This window comes from Sphingomonas metalli, from assembly GCF_014641735.1.
Taxonomy (GTDB): domain Bacteria; phylum Pseudomonadota; class Alphaproteobacteria; order Sphingomonadales; family Sphingomonadaceae; genus Sphingomonas; species Sphingomonas metalli.
Map to the genome: position 1 here is coordinate 713656 of NZ_BMIH01000003.1, position 15183 is coordinate 728838.

A 15183-nucleotide genomic window follows, 5' to 3' on the forward strand; every position below is an offset into this window, starting at 1 on the left:
CCGGCGTCAACGGGGCTTTCGGCGCTTTCGTATACCTGCGGTCCAGGCGGCGCGGGGGTCGGTCACAAGCGCTTGCGTCCCCCCGCCGCCGCCGCCATGGCTCCCCGCATCATTTGGGGGTTCGCCGCATGTCCATCCTGTCCGACCGCTGGATCCGCGAGCGCGCGCTCGCCGACGGGATGATCGAGCCCTTCGTCGAGTCGCAGCGGCGCGACGGCTGTATCAGCTACGGCCTGTCCTCCTACGGCTATGACGCGCGGGTGGCGGACGAGTTCAAGATCTTCACCAACGTCGACAACGCCATCGTCGACCCCAAGGACTTTGCCGCCAACAGCTTCGTCGACCGTCGCACCGACGTCTGCATCATCCCGCCCAACAGCTTCGCGCTGGCCCGGACGGTGGAATATTTCCGCGTGCCGCGGGACGTACTGGTGATCTGCCTCGGCAAGTCGACCTATGCGCGCTGCGGGATCATCGTGAACGTCACGCCGCTGGAGCCAGGCTGGGAGGGGCACGTCACCCTCGAATTCTCCAACACCACGCCGCTGCCCGCGAAGATCTATGCCAATGAGGGCGCATGCCAGTTCCTGTTCCTCGCCGGGAACGAACCGTGCGAGGTCAGCTATGCCGATCGCGTCGGCAAATATATGGGGCAGCGCGGGGTGACGTTGCCGCGCCTCTGACCCGCCGGATCAGCGATGGGGCGTCGTCCGCGCGGCCCGCGCCTCCAGCATGTCGATCAGCCGCTCGATCCCCTCGCGCTCATTGTCGAGATGCCGCCGCAGGGCATTGAGCGTCAGCCGGGCCGCGACGCGGTAGTTCGGCCAGTCCTCCGCGATCCGTTCTGGCTTCCACTGCTGGCCGTGGCTGCGAAAGGCTTCCCCGGCGGCGATGCATTCGACCTTCATCGACCGGCCGAGCTTGGTGCATTCGGGGTCGCCCGTCGCCACCGCGGGGTCGAAGACCCGCTCATGCTTGAACACCTGATAGGCGCCGAGCACCTCGCCCAGTCGCGCGCGCATCTGCGGAAGGACCGCCAGCGCGTCGTCGCCCTTGCCTTCCAGCACCGTACTGCCTTCGGAGAGGATCGCGTGAGCCTGGTGTTGGAACGCGTAGAGCGCATCGCGGGCGGGTATCGTCATGACCCGAAATGTGGTCGCACAATGGTTACGTCGGCATTTACGCCGCACTCGTCTCGTCGCAAAAACGCCACGCATACCGGGTCTTGGTTGACCGGAGCGCGGCCAGAGCGTAGTGAGAGGCATTCTCATTAGCATGAGTTGCCTGGATGTACGAGCTGATCGATCGTCCCGTTGCCGAACTGCCGCCCTTTGAGCGCGCGATGCTCGATCGCATGCGCCGCTGGGTCCATGCACTGACCTTGGCCGGCGCCGCCCCTGCGCCCGTGGAGACGGACGGCGCCTTCGACTCGGCGATGCGGCTGCTCGATCGGGCGTCGACCGACACGCTCGTGTTCCAGCGCCCCTGCCATTCGACCGTCGAGGAGACCGAGGCTGTCGTACTCGGCCTGTGGCAGCTAGTGCGTGACGATCGCCTGGGCGCAGCCTTCGCCGCGGCATCGGGCCTCGTCGATACGGCGTCGGTCCGGCCGTTCGTCGGCACGATGATCCGCGCCGTCGCGACGCTCTCCGATTGACAGCCCCTGCCCCGCCCCGGCAACCGGGCGGGGTGACGATCCGCCAACTCTTTCCCACGCTCCTCTATCAGGAAGCGATCGATCCGGCCCTCGTGGCGGAGCTCGACCATAGCTGCCGCGCCCTGTCCGAAGAGGATGGCGCGGGTCGGCGATGGTCGCGGGACCATGGCTATCGCGGCTACACATCCTATGCGTCGCTGAACGACCTGCCGCGTCGCGATCCCGTGTTCGACGACCTGCGTCGCCAGCTCGACCGCCATGTCGCGCGCTTCGCGGAGGCGGCGGCCTTCGATCTCGGCGGGCGGCGGCTCAAGCTGGACAGCCTCTGGGTCAACGTGCTGCGCGCCGGCGGCCATCACGGCGCGCATATCCACCCGCATTCAGTCGTATCGGGCACCGTCTATGTCGCGGTGCCGCCCGGCGCCGGGGGGCTGAAGCTGGAGGATCCCCGCCTTCCGATGCTAATGGCCGCGCCGACCCGTCGCGCCGACGCCCCGGACGGCATGCGCACGTTCGAGACCGTGCAGCCCGAGGCGGGGACGCTGCTGCTCTGGGAAAGCTGGCTGCGCCACGAGGTGGTGCCGCACACCGGTAAGTCGGGTGCCGGCGGCGAGCGGATCAGCGTGAGCTTCAACTATCGCTGATGCCGCATCGACGGGTTCCGCCATCGACTGACGTTCACCTCGCCGCGGCGTCGCCTCATCGCATCCTTTCGCAGTTGCGGCATTAACCGGATTGATACCGATAAGCCCGATGGTTAACGCGATCGGGGCATGAGGCGCCGGAGCCGGGGGGCTCCGCGCCACTGGAGCAAAGGACCGGACGAGTGCTGGAAGTGGCCGTGGCGACCTATGGAATGCTGACCAGCTTCGTGCTGTCGGGGGCGGCGCGCAACAAGCGCGGCGGCAAGCCCAACCCGCCGATGCTCGAATATACCGCCTTCGGCCTGTGCGCGGTCTCGACGGCGTCCGCAATCGGCCTGCCGCTCTGGGCCGTGGCGAGCCACCTGGGCTATATCTGACCGGCTTGGTTGAGAAGCCGCGCGATGCTGGCTAGAGGGACGGCAACCTCCCTCTTCCAGGAACGACCATGGGTTTCCGCTGCGGCATCGTGGGCCTGCCCAATGTGGGCAAGTCCACCCTCTTCAATGCACTGACCGAGACCGCCGCGGCGCAGGCGGCCAACTATCCCTTCTGCACGATCGAGCCGAACGTCGGCAACGTCGCCGTGCCGGATCCGCGGCTGGATCAGCTCGCCGCGATCGCGGGCTCGGCCAAGATCATCGAGACGCAGCTCGCCTTTGTCGACATCGCCGGGCTGGTGCGCGGCGCGTCCAAGGGCGAAGGGCTGGGCAACCAGTTCCTCGGCAATATTCGGGAGGTCGACGCGATCGTCCACGTTCTGCGCTGCTTCGAGGATGGCGACGTCACCCATGTCGAGGGCAAGGTCGATCCGATCGCCGACGCCGAGACGGTCGAGACCGAGCTGATGCTGGCCGATCTCGAAAGCCTCGAAAAGCGCGTTCCCAACCTCGCCAAGAAGGGGCAGCAGGGCGACAAGGAGGCCAAGGCCGCCGCGACGGTGCTTGGCCGAGCGCTCGATCTGCTGCGCAACGGCAAGCCCGCGCGCCTGACCGTGCCTGCCGATCCCGAGGAAGACCGGCTGTTCCGCCAGGCGCAGCTGCTCACCGCCAAGCCGGTGCTCTATGTCTGCAACGTCGAGGAGGCGAACGCCGCCAACGGCAACGCCCATAGCGCCCGCGTCTTCGAGAAGGCCAAGGCCGAGGGGGCCGAGGCCGTCGTCGTTTCCGCCGCGATCGAGGCGGAGATCGCGACCATGCCCGCAGAGGATCGCGGCGAGTTCCTGTCCGAGCTAGGGCTGGCCGAGACCGGCCTCGCCCGCGTCATCCGCGCCGGCTACAAATTGCTCCACCTCCTCACCTTCTTCACCGTCGGGCCAAAGGAAGCCCGGGCCTGGACCGTCCATGTCGGCGCCAAGGCGCCTCAGGCGGCGGGCGCGATCCACTCCGACTTCGAACGCGGGTTCATCCGCGCCGAGACGATCGCCTTCGACGACTATGTCGCGTGCAAGGGCGAGGCGGGCGCGCGCGACGCGGGCAAGCTGCGCGCCGAGGGCAAGGAATATGTCGTGCAGGATGGCGACGTCCTGCTCTTCCGCTTCAACGTCTGAGCGATCGGGCGCGAACCATGCCCGTCAGCCTTATCTGCCTCGATGCGGACGATACGCTCTGGCATAACATGCGCTTCTTCGAGGAGACCGAGCGGGCGTTGACGGCCATGCTCGCGCCCTTCGCCGAGGAGCCCGCCGCGCGTGCGGCGTTGCAGGCATGCGAGATCCGCAACCTGCCGCATTACGGCTATGGCGCGAAGAGCTTCACCCTCTCGATGATCGAGACCGCGCTCGAACTCGGCGGCGACGCCCTCCCCGCCCGCGTCGTTTCAGAGATCCTCGCCGCCGGCCGCCGGCTGCTGGCGCATCCCGTCGAACTGCTCGGCGGGATCGAGGCGACGCTCGATGCGCTCGCCGCGCGCGCACGGCTGGTGCTGGTGACCAAGGGCGACCTGTTCCATCAGGAGGCGAAGCTTGCCGCCTCCGGCCTCGGCGAACGTTTCTCTGGCGTCGAGATCGTCAGCGACAAGACGGCTGCCACCTTCACCCGCCTGTTCGAACGCTATGGCGTCCGCCCGGACGAGGCGGTGATGGCGGGCGATTCGATGCGCTCGGACGTGCTGCCCGCGCTCGCCGCCGGCGCCTATGCCGCCTTTATCCCGCAGCCGCTGGCGTGGAGCCACGAACGGGGCGAACGGCCGAGCGACCATCCGCGCTTCCGCGAGCTCGGCAGCCTCGGCGAACTGCCCGGTTGGATCGACACGCTGCCCTGATCCGCGACGCCCATTTGCGTGTCCCGCAAATCGGCCTAGCCTGAGGTCGATTAGCGGGAGGATGCGAGAACAATGCGCTATTTCGAGGATGTCGCCGTCGGCGATACGGCCAGCTTCGGTCACTACCGCGTCGATCGCGACGAGGCGATCGACTTCGCCCGGCGCTACGACCCCCAGCCCTTCCACCTGTCCGACGAGGCTGCGGCGCAGACCCATTTCGGCCGATTGTCGGCGAGCGGCTGGCACACCTGCGCGATGACGATGGCGATGGTGGTCGAGGGGATCAAGGAGCGGCAGGAAGCCAGCCTCGGCTCGCCGGGCATCGACGAACTCCGCTGGTTGAAGCCGGTCTATCCCGGCGACACGCTGACCTGTCACACCGAAGTGATCGACACGCGCGCCTCCGCCAGCCGGCCCGAAATGGGCTTCATCAAGACGCGGATCACTGTTTCCAACCAGGACGCCCAGCCGGTGCTCCGCTTCATCGCGACCTCGATGCTGGCGACCCGGCCGGTTGAGTGAGGTGTCGATCCCGTGGAGGCGCGGGGTGGCGGTCTGCCTCCCCGAGCCACTTCACTGCCGCGACGGCCCGCGTCGTCCCACGCGACCGTCGCCGCCACCGCGGGACGCCCTGTTCTCCCGCAGCGTCTGGCGATAGTCGCGCCGCACGTCCCCACGGAACTCGCGCCGTGCGTCGCGGCGGCCGTCGCGGAACTGCTGCCGGTCGATCGTGCCGTTGCGTAACGCCTCGCGATTGGCGGTCAGATCACCCCGATAGTCCCGCCGCTCGGCCCGATAGTCGCGGCGGAAGTCGCCCCAGTTCTCGCGGACCTGGCCGCTGCCGCGCCGGCCCGACCAATAGCGGCGCTGCGCGTCGTTCCAGCGATAGCGCTGGCGGTTGCGGTCGTACACATAGACGCCGTTGCCCGGGTAATAATAGTCGCCGTACCAGCCATAGCCGGCCGGCGCCCAGCCATAGCCGCGTGTGCCATAGCCGTAGCCATAGCTGTCATAATAGGGATCGTAATAGCCTGCGCCGCTGCTGATCCCGACGCCCAGGCCCGAATAGCCATAGCCGTCGGTGCAGGCGGACACGCCGAACAGCAAACCCGCCGCGATACCGATCCATCCGATGCGATGAAGGTTCATCCAACCTCTCCCAACTCGAGGCTCGCGGCCGATACGCGCCGCGGATGAACTGCAAACGAGTGCCGTGGCTTGCGAGTTCCTGAGGCCGCCCGGCGGCGCCTGACGCAGCCCCTTCCAACGCGAAAGGGGCGACACCCGCGGTGCCGCCCCCCTCTCGCATCCGTCCAGCCGCCGGCGATCTCGCCGATGCGACTGTTGGACCGTGAAACCATCAATGTTTCACGTCGCGCCACACATTCTGGTACGCGCCCCAGGCGAGGAAGCAGAAGATCGCAATGAAGATCACCGAGGCGAAGCCTGCCGCGTGGCGCTTCTCCAGCTTGGGCTCGGCGGTCCAGGTCAGGAAGGCGGAGACGTCGCGCGCCATCTGCTCGCGCGTCGCCTTGGTGCCGTCGGCATAGGTGACCTGACCGTCCGCCGTCAGCGGCGGCGGCATCGCGATGTTGAGGTTCGCGAAATACGGGTTGTAGTGCAGCCCGTTCGGGGTCTTGGCGTCCGGGAACTTCTTCAGCAGCTCCGCCGGCTGCGGGCGATAGGCATCGGGGCCGACCAGCGAATAGACATAGTTGGAACCGTCATGCCGCGCCTTGGTCATCAGCGACAGGTCGGGCGGCAGCGCGTTGTTGTTCGCGGCGCGGGCGGCGACCTCGTTCGCGAAGGGCGACGGGAAGCGATCGGACGGCACGTTCTTGCGCGTCGCCGCCTCGCCCGTCTCCGGGTTCACGCTGGGCTGCTCGATCACCCATTGGGTGGCGATCGCCTTCACCTCGGCCTCGGAATAGCCGATCTCTTCCAGGTCGCGGAACGAGACATATTTCAGGCTGTGGCAGGCCGCGCAGACTTCCTTGTAGACCTGGAAGCCGCGCTGCACCTGCTGGCGGTCGAACGTGCCGAAATAGCCCGCCGACTGCAGCCGCGCATCCTTGGGATGCAGGTGGAACTCATGCTCGGCGGTCTCGGGCGCGGGGTTCTGGATGGCATCCTTCGCGGTGAAGAACAGGGCGATCGCCAGCACGCCGACAAAGGCGAAGCCGATCAGGGTCGAAATTGCGCGAACCATGGTGTGGTGCCTGTCCTTCTCAGTTCGACGCCAGAGCGGTCTTGGCCGGGCTGGTGCCGCCATGCTTGGTCAGCACCGCCTCGGTGATCGAGCCGGGCAGCGGCCGCGGCCGCTCCGAGCGCGAAACCCAGGGCAGGATGATGAGGAAGTGCGCGAAGTAATAGGCCGTGGCGAGCTGCCCCAGCATCACGTTGCGCGCATTCGCCTCGGCGCCGCCGACATAGCCGAGCACCAGCACGTCGACCAGCAGCACAATCAGAAAGGTGCGATACTTCGGCCGGAAGTTGGCCGAACGGACCGGCGAGCTGTCCAGCCAGGGCAGGAAGAACAGCAGCAGGATCGAGCCGAACATCGCCAGCACGCCCCACAGCTTGGCCGGCAGGATGAAGTCGGCGGTGAAGCTCTTCAGGATCGCGTAGAAGGGCAGGAAATACCATTCGGGCACGATGTGCGCGGGCGTCGAGAGCGGGTTCGCCTCGATATAATTGTCCGGATGGCCGAGCAGGTTCGGGCTGAAGAACAGCAGCAGCGCGAAGACCAGGAAGAACACGCCCAGCCCCACCGCATCCTTGGCGGTGTAATAGGGGTGGAAGGGCACCGTGTCCTGCTCGCCCTTCACATCGACGCCGGTCGGGTTGTTCGAGCCGGGGATGTGGAGCGCCCAGATGTGCAGGATGATCACCCCCGCAGTCACGAACGGCAGCAGATAGTGGAGCGAGAAGAAGCGGTTGAGCGCGGCATTGTCCGGCGCATAGCCGCCCAGCAGCCAGACGCGGATCGTCTCGCCCACCAGCGGGATCGCCGAGAAGAAACCGGTGATCACCTGCGCGCCCCAGAAGCTCATCTGCCCCCAGGGGAGCACATAGCCCATGAAGGCGGTGGCCATCATCAGGAGGAAGATCACGACGCCGAGCAGCCACACCATCTCGCGCGGGGCCTTGTAGGAGCCGTAATAGAGGCCGCGGGAAATGTGGATGTAGACGACCAGCAGGAACATCGACGCGCCGTTGGCGTGCGCATAGCGCAGGAACCAGCCGGCATTGACGTCGCGCATGATGCTCTCGACCGAGCCGAAGGCGACCCCGGCATTCGCGGCATAATGCATCGCCAAGACGATGCCGGTGATGATCTGGATGCCGAGCGCCGCGCCCGCGAGCACGCCGAAGTTCCAGAAATAGTTGAGGTTGCGCGGCACGGGATAGCCGGCACCGACCGCATTGTAGACGAGGCGCGGCAGCGGCAGCTTCTCGTCCAGCCACCGCATCAGCGGCTGCTTCGGCTCATAATGCTTGGCCCAGGGAAAGCTCATCTCGACAGTCTCCCTCAGCCGACCGTGACGACGGTGTCGGAATTGAAGTTATAGTCGGGCACGTGCAGGTTCTGCGGCGCAGGTCCCTGCCGGATGCGCCCGGCGGTGTCATAGGCCGAGCCGTGGCACGGGCAGAAATAGCCGCCGAACGGCCCCTTGTTCTCGCCCTCGCCCGCGCCCAGCGGCACGCAGCCCAGATGGGTGCAGACCCCCAGCGTGATCAGCCAGTTCTTCTTGCCCGGCTTGGTGCGCTCTTCCAGCGACTGGGGATCGCGCAGCGTGTTGACGGGTACGGCATCCGCCGCGGCGATTTCGGCCGGGGTCAGGTTGCGCACGAACAGGGGCTGCTTGCGGAAGCTGGACTTGATCGCCTGGCCCGGCGCGATCTTCGAGATGTCGATCTCGGTCGAGGACTGGGCGAGCACGTCGGCGGACGGATTCATCTGATTGACGAGCGGCAGGACGATGGCGATCCCGCCCACCCCGGCAAAGGCGACGGCGGCGACGTTCAGGAAGTCGCGACGGCGCGGATCATGGGTTTCCTCATCGAGAAGCGCCGGGTTTTCGCCCGGAGGAAGCTGATCGTCGACAGTCGCCATTCACCAATACCCTCACCTGATCGCGGGTTTCCCGACGCGCTCTTGATGCGTTCGCCCACCGGCCGGATGCCATCCCCATGGCAGGCCTGCGGCTTCTGTTAGCCGCGCGCGTCGCGCTTTGCCAACAGCATTTTCATGTCGCTTCTGGTCTCCGCCACCCTTCGCTAAGGCGGTGGCCATGCGGATCGCGCTCCACCAGCCCGACATCGCCGGCAACGTCGGCACCATCCTGCGCACCGCCGCCTGTCTGGGGGTGGCGGTCGACCTGATCGAGCCGATGGGCTTCCCGTTCGGCGATCGCGCGCTCGCCCGCGCGGGAATGGACTATGCCGCCAAGGCCGCCGTCGTGCGCCATGCCGACTGGGACACCTTCGCCGAACGTACGACCGGACGGATCGTGCTGCTCACCGCCACCGGCGCGATCCCGCTGCCCGCCGCGACCTTCGCGCCCGACGACATCCTGCTGCTCGGGTCCGAGGGCGCCGGCGTGCCACCCCATGTCCATGCCCGCGCCGATCTGCGCGTCCGCATTCCGATGCGCCCCGGCTTCCGCTCGCTGAACGTCGCGGTCGCGGCCGGCATCGTCCTGGCCGAGGCATTGCGCCAGACCGGCTGGCCGGACTGACCCCCTTCCCCCCTTGCCCCGCAATGCGCTAGCCGGGCGCCATGATACTGGACGAGGAACAGACCGCCGCCCGCCAATGGTTCGAGGCACTGCGCGATCGTATCTGCGCCGCCTTCGAGGCGATCGAGGCGGACGCCGGTTCGGACGCGCGCTTCGACTATATCGCCTGGGACCGCGCCGACCCGTCCGGTGCGCCGGGCGGCGGCGGCGTGCGCGGGGTGATGAAGGGCCGGGTCTTCGAGAAGGTCGGGGTCAACGTCTCGACGGTCGGGGGCACCTTCGACGGCGAGTTCGGCAAGACCATCTATGGCGCTGCGGACGATCCGCGCTTCTTCGCCACCGGCATCAGCCTGGTCGCGCATATGGCCAATCCGCACGTGCCCGCGGTGCACATGAATACGCGCTTCCTCGCCACGACGCGGCGCTGGTTCGGCGGCGGGGCCGACCTCAACCCGCCGCTGCCGTTCGCCGAGGATACGGCGGACTTCCACGCGGCCTTGCGATCGGCCTGCGAGGCGCATCCGGGCACCGGCGACTATCCGCGCTTCCGGCAATGGGCGGACGATTATTTCTTCATCCCCCATCGCGGGGTCCATCGCGGGGTCGGCGGCATCTTCTACGACCATCTGGAGGGGCCGTTCGACGCCGGCTTCGCCTTCACCCGCGCAGTGGGCGAGGCGTTTCTGGACATCTACCCCCGCATCGTGCGTCGGCGGATGGATACGCCCTTCACGCCCGAGGAATTGGAGGTGCAGCGCGCCTGGCGCGGGCGCTATGCCGAATTCAACCTCGTCTACGACCGCGGCACGCTGTTCGGGCTGAAGACCGGGGGCAATGTGGACGCGATCCTGATGAGCCTGCCCCCGGTCGCGACCTGGGCGTGACGGTGATGCGCTCCGCCTGCCTGACCACCCTGTCCGGCGATCAGGTCGCGACGATCGTCACGACTCTGGAGATGCGGCGGCGCCCGCCGCTTCGCCCGGTGCCGCCCTCCCCCTTCCGCCTGGTCCGCTGGGAGGCCCCGGCGCCGGCGCGCTACCGTGCATTGTTCGAGCGGGTCGGCGCGCCGTGGCTCTGGTTCTCCCGGCTGGTGATGGACGACGCGGCGCTCGTCGCGATCGTCCACGATCCCGCGGTGCAGGTATTCGCGATCACGGACCCGGCGGGGATCGAGGTCGGCATGCTGGAGCTCGACTTCCGCCACGCCGGGGCGTGCGAGCTCGGCTATGTCGGGTTCGTGCCCGAGCTGGCAGGCAAGGGCCATGGCGCATGGCTGATGGCGGAAGCGCTGATGCGGGCGTGGCGCAAGGGGGTCGAGCGCGTGTGGGTGCACACCTGCACGCTCGACCATCCCGCCGCGCTCGGCTTCTATCGCCGCCATGGCTTCGTCGCGATCGGCCGCGCGATCGAGACCTTCCCCGATCCGCGCGTGCTCGGCATCCTGCCCGCAGACGCCGCGCCGCAGATCCCTCTGCTGGCGCAGCCACGGGCTCAATAGGCGGGGTCTTCCTCCGCAACGGCCGCGACGTAGAGCTGCGCGGTGAAGGCCGCCGCGACCACGGTGAAGGCGGTCGTCACCGCCGCCCCGGCCGCCGCCGCGACGAACGCGGTGACCACTTGCCCGCCCTGTCCCAGGATCAGGCGGAAGACCAGCCCCACCACCGACTGAACCGCCAGCGTCGGGATCAGGACGACGACCCCGAACAGCACCAGCAGCGCCACGAGGCGGAAGGTCATGCCCCGCGTCAGCCGCCACGAGCGGGCGATCGCGCCCACCCCGCGCCGCTCGTTGAGCACCACGGCATTGAGCAGCAGCATCCGCGCGCCGACGAACAGCAGCACGATCAGCAGGATCAGCGAGTAGAGCCCGACAAAGGTCGACAGCTGCGCCGGCATCGACTGCATCGCCGTCTGGCTCGTCAGGTCGACGCCCGCCCGCGCCATCATCACGATCGGCGGCACGACCAGCAGGAAGAAGAGAAGGCCGAGCAGCAGCAGTACTCCGACAGCAGGCAGGACGCGGCGGGTCGCCGCATGGCCGGCATCGGCCCGCGTCGTGGCGGGATGGGTGGCGATCGCCAGCATGGCCAATTGCCCCCAGACATTGGCGAACAGCACGGCAAGGGCGACCACCATCGCCAGGACGGCAGCCGTCGGCGTACCCTTTTTCAGGCCGAGCGACAGGGCGGTATTGACCAGCGACGGCAGGAAGATCGCGACCGCCGCGATCGGCGCCAGGATGCCGGCGCGCCCGCGCAGCACGTCGGTCGTGCGGTCCCACACCGTGCCCATTCTGACCATCGCTTCGTGCCTCCCTGCCCTGTTCGAGCGACCGTCGATACAGGTTGGCGGCGATTCCGCCAATGGCGCACCGGTTGCGCCGGCCGGCCCGCCGCGCCAGATGAGATGCGTGACCGACACACCCCTCGACACCCCTGCGACGATCCCCGCACCCGAATGGCGCGTGACCGCCGGGCTGACGCCCTATGCCGATGCCCTCGCCGCGATGGAGGCGCGGGTGGAGGCGATCGCCGCCGGCACCGCGACCGAGCAGATCTGGCTGCTCGAACATCCCCCCGTCTATACCGCAGGTACCAGCGCCGATCCCGCCGAGCTGGTCTCGCCACGCTTTCCGGTGGTGCCGGCAGGACGCGGCGGCCGCTATACCTATCATGGTCCGGGGCAGCGGGTCGGCTATCTGATGCTCGATCTCGGCAAGCGTGGCCGCGACGTGCGCTGCTTCGTCCACGGCGTCGAGGGCTGGGTGATCGCGGCGCTCGCGACGCTCGGCATTGAGGCATTCCGCGCGCCCGGGCGCGTCGGCATCTGGACCCACGATCGCGACGGGCGGGAAGCCAAGGTCGGCGCGATCGGCGTGCGGGTCCGCCGCTGGGTCACGCTGCACGGATTTGCGATCAACGTCGCGCCGGACCTGTCCCATTTCGGCGGTATCGTGCCCTGCGGGCTGCCCGACTTTCCGGTCACCAGCCTCGCCGCGCTAGGAAATCCCACGCCACTGGAAACCGTTGACCACGCACTTGCGTTGACCCTGCCAGGCTTCCTGCAAACTCTTTCTTGTGGGCAACAAAACGAGACTTGAGGGGCCTGCGTTATCCGGTTAACGTCCATGACGATTTGGGTGTGAAGGGCACATCGATAGCCTGCCAAATCTCGACACTAGGGAGCTTCCAATGCGTGCACTCATCACCAAGGTTCTGACCGGCTCGATGATCGCCGGCGCCGCGCTGGCCGTCTCGGCCTGCGGTCCGAAGACCGAGACCACGACCGACAACACGATGGTCACCGACATGAACACCACCGAGGGCATGGACACCATGACCGACAACATGACCGCGGTCGACAGCACCGCGAACGGTGGCATGATGGCCAACGACACGATGATGGCGAACGACACCATGATGTCGAACGACAGCACCATGTCGAACAACATGATGTAATCTCCCGCTCGGGATTTATGTCAGGATGAGGGGCCGTCCGGGCGACCGGGCGGCCCTTCTGCGTAGAGGCGCCGCCCCGAAGCGCGATCGTTACGTTTGCGACGGACGGTTCGGCGCATGCGATGAACAGGCGGGCCGCCCTTGTGCCGAAATGGGCTGCAACGCGGGCGCAAATGCTCTAGATTCCGCCGCGCAATGTCGATGCGGAGGCGGGTTCAGGTGACGAGTTGGGTGAGGAGCGTAACGGGGGTCGGGACGATGCTGGCGATGATGGCGATGCCGTCAGGTCCGGCAGCGGCGCAGTTCTTCCTCCAGCATCATGTCTACACGGGCGAGCCGGTCACCGGGGAGGAGCCGGGCATCGCGCAGATCCTGCCCGGCGCCACGCCCGAGGAACGACGCGCGGGGCTGATCTGGACGATGCGTTCGGCGCTCAACGTCGCGGCGCTGCAATGCCAGTTCGAGCCGATGCTGCTGACCGTCGGCAACTATAATGCCGCGCTGCTCGACCATAAGGACGAATTGAAGACGGCCTGGGACACGCTGGGCAAGTATTTCGCGCGGACTGCCAAGACGAAGCGCGACGGCCAGATGGCACTCGATAGCTACGGCACCAAGACCTATTCGAGCTTCGCGACCGTGGCGTCGCAATATGGCTTCTGCCGCACCGCTGGCTCGATCGGCCGGGACGTGCTGTTCGCGCCGCGCGGCAGCTTCGGCGACATCGCGGTCGCGCGGATGCGCGAGCTGCGCAACAGCCTGGTGCCTTATGGCGAGCAGCGCTTCTCGCGCTACATCAACGCCGTGCCCGTATCGCTGCCCCGCCTCGATCCCGTCTGCTGGAGCAAGAAGGGCGAGTGGGTGGTGAAGAAGTGCGGTGCGATCGCCTGGGGGCCGGCTGCCGCGCAGATCGCGTCAGCCAACTGACAGGCGGGGCCGTCGCGTAGGCAGGCGCGACGCCTTCGCCCCCCGATCCAAGTGTCACCCCGGCGAGGGCCGGGGCGGCACTTCTGGCCTGCCCGCCTCAGCGCAGCCCCAGAAGCTTGTGCGTCTGGAGTGACAGCCGCCACAGCGGCCGATCCATGACCAGCGCGATGCACGCCTGATGGTTCTCCGCGGCGCGGGCATCGTCGAGCGGCTGGACGAGGCGGTTGGCGAAGTCCCAGGTCTCCAGCGCGACCGGATCGATCCCCGCCTGCGGCCAGACGAGCTTGAGCTCGTCGCCGCGCCGCTGAACGACCTCGCTTCCCGCCTTGGGGCTGACGCACACCCAGTCGAGCCCCGGATGCGCCGCCAGCGTACCATTGGTCTCGATCGCGACGACGAACCCGGCATCGTGCAACCGATCGATCAGCGGGTCGTCGACCTGGAGCATCGGCTCGCCCCCGGTCAGCACGACGAAGCGGCGCTCGCAATCGGGACCCCAATGACCCTCGACCGCGGCGACCAGCGTGGACGCATCGGCGAAGCGTCCGCCGCCCGCCCCGTCCATCCCGACGAAGTCCGTATCGCAGAAGCGGCAGATCGCGCCGGCCCGATCCTCCTCGCGCCCCGACCAGAGATTGCATCCGGCGAAGCGCACGAACACGGCGCGGCGGCCGGCATGCACCCCCTCGCCCTGCAGCGTCAGGAACATCTCCTTGACGGCGTAGCTCATCGTCAGGCGTCGCCGGGCCGCACGGCATAGTCGGTCGGGTCGGCGATGCCGGCCTCGTCGAAGCCCTTGGCGCGGAGCCGGCAGCTGTCGCAGAGGCCGCAATGCAGCCCGCCCGGCGCCGGGTCGTAGCAGGACCAGCTGAGCCCCATGTCGAGCCCGAGCCGCGCGCCCTCGCGCACGATATCGGCCTTGGTCATCGCCTGGAGCGGAGCATGGATACGGAAGGGCTCGCCCTCCACGCCCGCCTTGGTGGCGATCTCCGCCAGTTGCGTGAAGGCCTCGATGAATTCGGGCCGGCAATCGGGATAGCCCGAATAGTCGAGCGCATTGACCCCGATGAACAGGTCGCGGCCGCCGGCCGCCTCTGCCCAGCCGAGCGCGAGCGACAGGAAGATGGTATTGCGCGCAGGGACATAGGTGACGGGAATCCCAGGCTGCACGCCCTCCTTCGGCACCGCAATGTCGGCGGTCAGCGCCGATCCGCCAAAGGCCGACAGGTCGAGCGGCAGCACGACATGACGCTCCGCGCCGAGCGCATGCGCGATGCGCCGCGCCGCCGCGAGCTCGACGTGGTGCCGCTGGTTGTAATCGACCGACAGGGCGAGCAGCCGGTAGCCCGCCTCGCGCGCGAGCGCGGCGGAAACCATCGAATCGAGGCCGCCGGAAACCAGCGCCACCGCAGGAGACTGAAGTGTCATGATGCGCCGGGAGCTAGTCCTTCGCCGCCCAAAAAGAAAGGCCGCGGAGGCGACGCCCCGCGGCCTGA

At 67.7% G+C, this 15183-nt stretch carries 21 protein-coding genes; 13 read left to right on the forward strand and 8 right to left on the reverse strand.

Translation table 11 applies throughout. The features are described 5' to 3' along the window. Nucleotides 1-128: 128 nt before the first annotated feature. The gene (gene dcd / locus IEX18_RS13770; RefSeq protein ID WP_188659299.1) at nt 129-683 is read left to right on the forward strand and encodes a dCTP deaminase; all 555 of its coding nucleotides are present in this window, start codon (nt 129-131) and stop codon (nt 681-683) included. 9 nt (nt 684-692) lie between these two features. On the opposite strand, the gene IEX18_RS13775 is transcribed toward dcd, so the two are convergent. Further along, nucleotides 693-1142 carry a hypothetical protein gene (locus IEX18_RS13775; protein ID WP_188659300.1) on the reverse strand — a complete coding sequence of 150 codons (450 nt, stop codon included), beginning with the start codon at nt 1140-1142 and terminating at the stop codon, nt 693-695. 146 nt (nt 1143-1288) lie between these two features. Here IEX18_RS13775 and IEX18_RS13780 point away from each other — a divergent pair, with 146 nt between their 5' ends. The 6 genes from IEX18_RS13780 (at nt 1289) to IEX18_RS13805 (ending at nt 5082) form a co-directional block, all read left to right on the forward strand. Then, on the forward strand, nt 1289-1657 hold the full coding sequence (locus tag IEX18_RS13780) for a hypothetical protein (protein WP_188659301.1): 369 nt from the start codon (nt 1289-1291) through the stop codon (nt 1655-1657). 32 nt (nt 1658-1689) lie between these two features. After that, the gene (locus tag IEX18_RS13785) at nt 1690-2301 is read left to right on the forward strand and encodes a TIGR02466 family protein (protein WP_188659302.1); all 612 of its coding nucleotides are present in this window, start codon (nt 1690-1692) and stop codon (nt 2299-2301) included. 182 nt (nt 2302-2483) lie between these two features. After that, the gene (locus IEX18_RS13790; RefSeq protein ID WP_188659477.1) at nt 2484-2678 is read left to right on the forward strand and encodes a hypothetical protein; all 195 of its coding nucleotides are present in this window, start codon (nt 2484-2486) and stop codon (nt 2676-2678) included. A 68-nt stretch (nt 2679-2746) separates the two neighbouring features. Continuing rightward, a complete protein-coding gene (gene ychF, locus IEX18_RS13795; RefSeq protein WP_188659303.1) occupies nt 2747-3847 on the forward strand; it encodes a redox-regulated ATPase YchF in 1101 nt (366 codons plus the stop codon). 17 nt (nt 3848-3864) lie between these two features. Beyond that, nucleotides 3865-4560 (forward strand): HAD family hydrolase, encoded by a 696-nt coding sequence (locus tag IEX18_RS13800; RefSeq protein WP_188659304.1) that lies wholly within the window; start codon nt 3865-3867, stop codon nt 4558-4560. Nucleotides 4561-4632: 72 nt separating this feature from the next. Further along, complete coding sequence (locus tag IEX18_RS13805) at nt 4633-5082, forward strand: MaoC family dehydratase (RefSeq protein ID WP_188659305.1); 450 nt, start codon at nt 4633-4635, stop codon at nt 5080-5082. Between the two features lie 51 nt (nt 5083-5133). Here IEX18_RS13805 and IEX18_RS18625 read toward each other — a convergent pair whose 3' ends face one another. From IEX18_RS18625 to petA, 4 genes are all read right to left on the reverse strand, one after another. Further along, nucleotides 5134-5709, reverse strand: coding sequence for a peptidase (locus IEX18_RS18625; protein ID WP_229664569.1), 576 nt, complete (start codon nt 5707-5709; stop codon nt 5134-5136). Nucleotides 5710-5920: 211 nt separating this feature from the next. Then, nucleotides 5921-6769 (reverse strand): cytochrome c1, encoded by an 849-nt coding sequence (locus tag IEX18_RS13815; protein ID WP_188659306.1) that lies wholly within the window; start codon nt 6767-6769, stop codon nt 5921-5923. Between the two features lie 19 nt (nt 6770-6788). After that, nucleotides 6789-8078, reverse strand: a complete 1290-nt coding sequence (locus tag IEX18_RS13820; protein WP_188659307.1) for a cytochrome b — start codon at nt 8076-8078, stop codon at nt 6789-6791. 14 nt (nt 8079-8092) lie between these two features. Further along, a complete protein-coding gene (petA, locus tag IEX18_RS13825) occupies nt 8093-8677 on the reverse strand; it encodes a ubiquinol-cytochrome c reductase iron-sulfur subunit (protein WP_188659308.1) in 585 nt (194 codons plus the stop codon). Between the two features lie 178 nt (nt 8678-8855). Between petA and IEX18_RS13830 the strand changes: the two genes are divergently transcribed. Genes IEX18_RS13830 through IEX18_RS13840 form a run of 3 tightly spaced genes read left to right on the forward strand, consistent with a single transcriptional unit; the run spans nt 8856 to nt 10800 of the window. Beyond that, the gene (locus tag IEX18_RS13830; protein WP_188659309.1) at nt 8856-9302 is read left to right on the forward strand and encodes a tRNA (cytidine(34)-2'-O)-methyltransferase; all 447 of its coding nucleotides are present in this window, start codon (nt 8856-8858) and stop codon (nt 9300-9302) included. A 41-nt stretch (nt 9303-9343) separates the two neighbouring features. Then, nucleotides 9344-10186 carry an oxygen-dependent coproporphyrinogen oxidase gene (hemF, locus tag IEX18_RS13835; protein WP_188659310.1) on the forward strand — a complete coding sequence of 281 codons (843 nt, stop codon included), beginning with the start codon at nt 9344-9346 and terminating at the stop codon, nt 10184-10186. Between the two features lie 5 nt (nt 10187-10191). Further along, nucleotides 10192-10800: a GNAT family N-acetyltransferase gene (locus IEX18_RS13840; protein WP_188659311.1), complete on the forward strand. Its 609-nt coding sequence runs from the start codon at nt 10192-10194 to the stop codon at nt 10798-10800. Here IEX18_RS13840 and IEX18_RS13845 read toward each other — a convergent pair. Continuing rightward, nucleotides 10794-11603 carry a DUF7847 domain-containing protein gene (locus IEX18_RS13845; protein ID WP_188659312.1) on the reverse strand — a complete coding sequence of 270 codons (810 nt, stop codon included), beginning with the start codon at nt 11601-11603 and terminating at the stop codon, nt 10794-10796. The two genes, IEX18_RS13840 and IEX18_RS13845, sit on opposite strands and share 7 nt — an antisense overlap. Before the next feature lie 100 nt (nt 11604-11703). Here IEX18_RS13845 and lipB point away from each other — a divergent pair, with 100 nt between their 5' ends. From lipB to IEX18_RS13860, 3 genes are all read left to right on the forward strand, one after another. Next, nucleotides 11704-12402: a lipoyl(octanoyl) transferase LipB gene (gene lipB, locus IEX18_RS13850; RefSeq protein WP_188659313.1), complete on the forward strand. Its 699-nt coding sequence runs from the start codon at nt 11704-11706 to the stop codon at nt 12400-12402. A gap of 91 nt (nt 12403-12493) precedes the next feature. Further along, nucleotides 12494-12760 (forward strand): hypothetical protein, encoded by a 267-nt coding sequence (locus IEX18_RS13855; protein WP_188659314.1) that lies wholly within the window; start codon nt 12494-12496, stop codon nt 12758-12760. Nucleotides 12761-12991: 231 nt separating this feature from the next. Continuing rightward, entirely contained in the window at nt 12992-13687 is a 696-nt protein-coding gene (locus tag IEX18_RS13860) for a hypothetical protein (protein ID WP_308419349.1), read from the forward strand. 97 nt (nt 13688-13784) lie between these two features. Here IEX18_RS13860 and queE read toward each other — a convergent pair whose 3' ends face one another. Both queE and queC read right to left on the reverse strand, forming a co-directional pair. Beyond that, nucleotides 13785-14417: a 7-carboxy-7-deazaguanine synthase gene (gene queE / locus IEX18_RS13865; protein ID WP_188659315.1), complete on the reverse strand. Its 633-nt coding sequence runs from the start codon at nt 14415-14417 to the stop codon at nt 13785-13787. Nucleotides 14418-14419: 2 nt separating this feature from the next. Next, a complete protein-coding gene (queC, locus tag IEX18_RS13870) occupies nt 14420-15115 on the reverse strand; it encodes a 7-cyano-7-deazaguanine synthase QueC (protein ID WP_188659316.1) in 696 nt (231 codons plus the stop codon). Nucleotides 15116-15183: the final 68 nt, after the last annotated feature.

Coding starts and splice junctions, on each gene's coding strand:
- dcd (WP_188659299.1), top strand. CDS start 129: ATGTCCATCCTGTCCGACCGCTGGATCCGCGAGCGCGCGCTCGCCGAC.
- IEX18_RS13775 (WP_188659300.1), bottom strand. CDS start 1,142: ATGACGATACCCGCCCGCGATGCGCTCTACGCGTTCCAACACCAGGCT.
- IEX18_RS13780 (WP_188659301.1), top strand. CDS start 1,289: ATGTACGAGCTGATCGATCGTCCCGTTGCCGAACTGCCGCCCTTTGAG.
- ychF (WP_188659303.1), top strand. CDS start 2,747: ATGGGTTTCCGCTGCGGCATCGTGGGCCTGCCCAATGTGGGCAAGTCC.
- IEX18_RS13800 (WP_188659304.1), top strand. CDS start 3,865: ATGCCCGTCAGCCTTATCTGCCTCGATGCGGACGATACGCTCTGGCAT.
- IEX18_RS13805 (WP_188659305.1), top strand. CDS start 4,633: ATGCGCTATTTCGAGGATGTCGCCGTCGGCGATACGGCCAGCTTCGGT.
- IEX18_RS18625 (WP_229664569.1), bottom strand. CDS start 5,709: ATGAACCTTCATCGCATCGGATGGATCGGTATCGCGGCGGGTTTGCTG.
- IEX18_RS13815 (WP_188659306.1), bottom strand. CDS start 6,769: ATGGTTCGCGCAATTTCGACCCTGATCGGCTTCGCCTTTGTCGGCGTG.
- IEX18_RS13820 (WP_188659307.1), bottom strand. CDS start 8,078: ATGAGCTTTCCCTGGGCCAAGCATTATGAGCCGAAGCAGCCGCTGATG.
- petA (WP_188659308.1), bottom strand. CDS start 8,677: ATGGCGACTGTCGACGATCAGCTTCCTCCGGGCGAAAACCCGGCGCTT.
- IEX18_RS13830 (WP_188659309.1), top strand. CDS start 8,856: ATGCGGATCGCGCTCCACCAGCCCGACATCGCCGGCAACGTCGGCACC.
- hemF (WP_188659310.1), top strand. CDS start 9,344: ATGATACTGGACGAGGAACAGACCGCCGCCCGCCAATGGTTCGAGGCA.
- IEX18_RS13840 (WP_188659311.1), top strand. CDS start 10,192: ATGCGCTCCGCCTGCCTGACCACCCTGTCCGGCGATCAGGTCGCGACG.
- IEX18_RS13845 (WP_188659312.1), bottom strand. CDS start 11,603: ATGGTCAGAATGGGCACGGTGTGGGACCGCACGACCGACGTGCTGCGC.
- lipB (WP_188659313.1), top strand. CDS start 11,704: ATGAGATGCGTGACCGACACACCCCTCGACACCCCTGCGACGATCCCC.
- IEX18_RS13855 (WP_188659314.1), top strand. CDS start 12,494: ATGCGTGCACTCATCACCAAGGTTCTGACCGGCTCGATGATCGCCGGC.
- queE (WP_188659315.1), bottom strand. CDS start 14,417: ATGAGCTACGCCGTCAAGGAGATGTTCCTGACGCTGCAGGGCGAGGGG.
- queC (WP_188659316.1), bottom strand. CDS start 15,115: ATGACACTTCAGTCTCCTGCGGTGGCGCTGGTTTCCGGCGGCCTCGAT.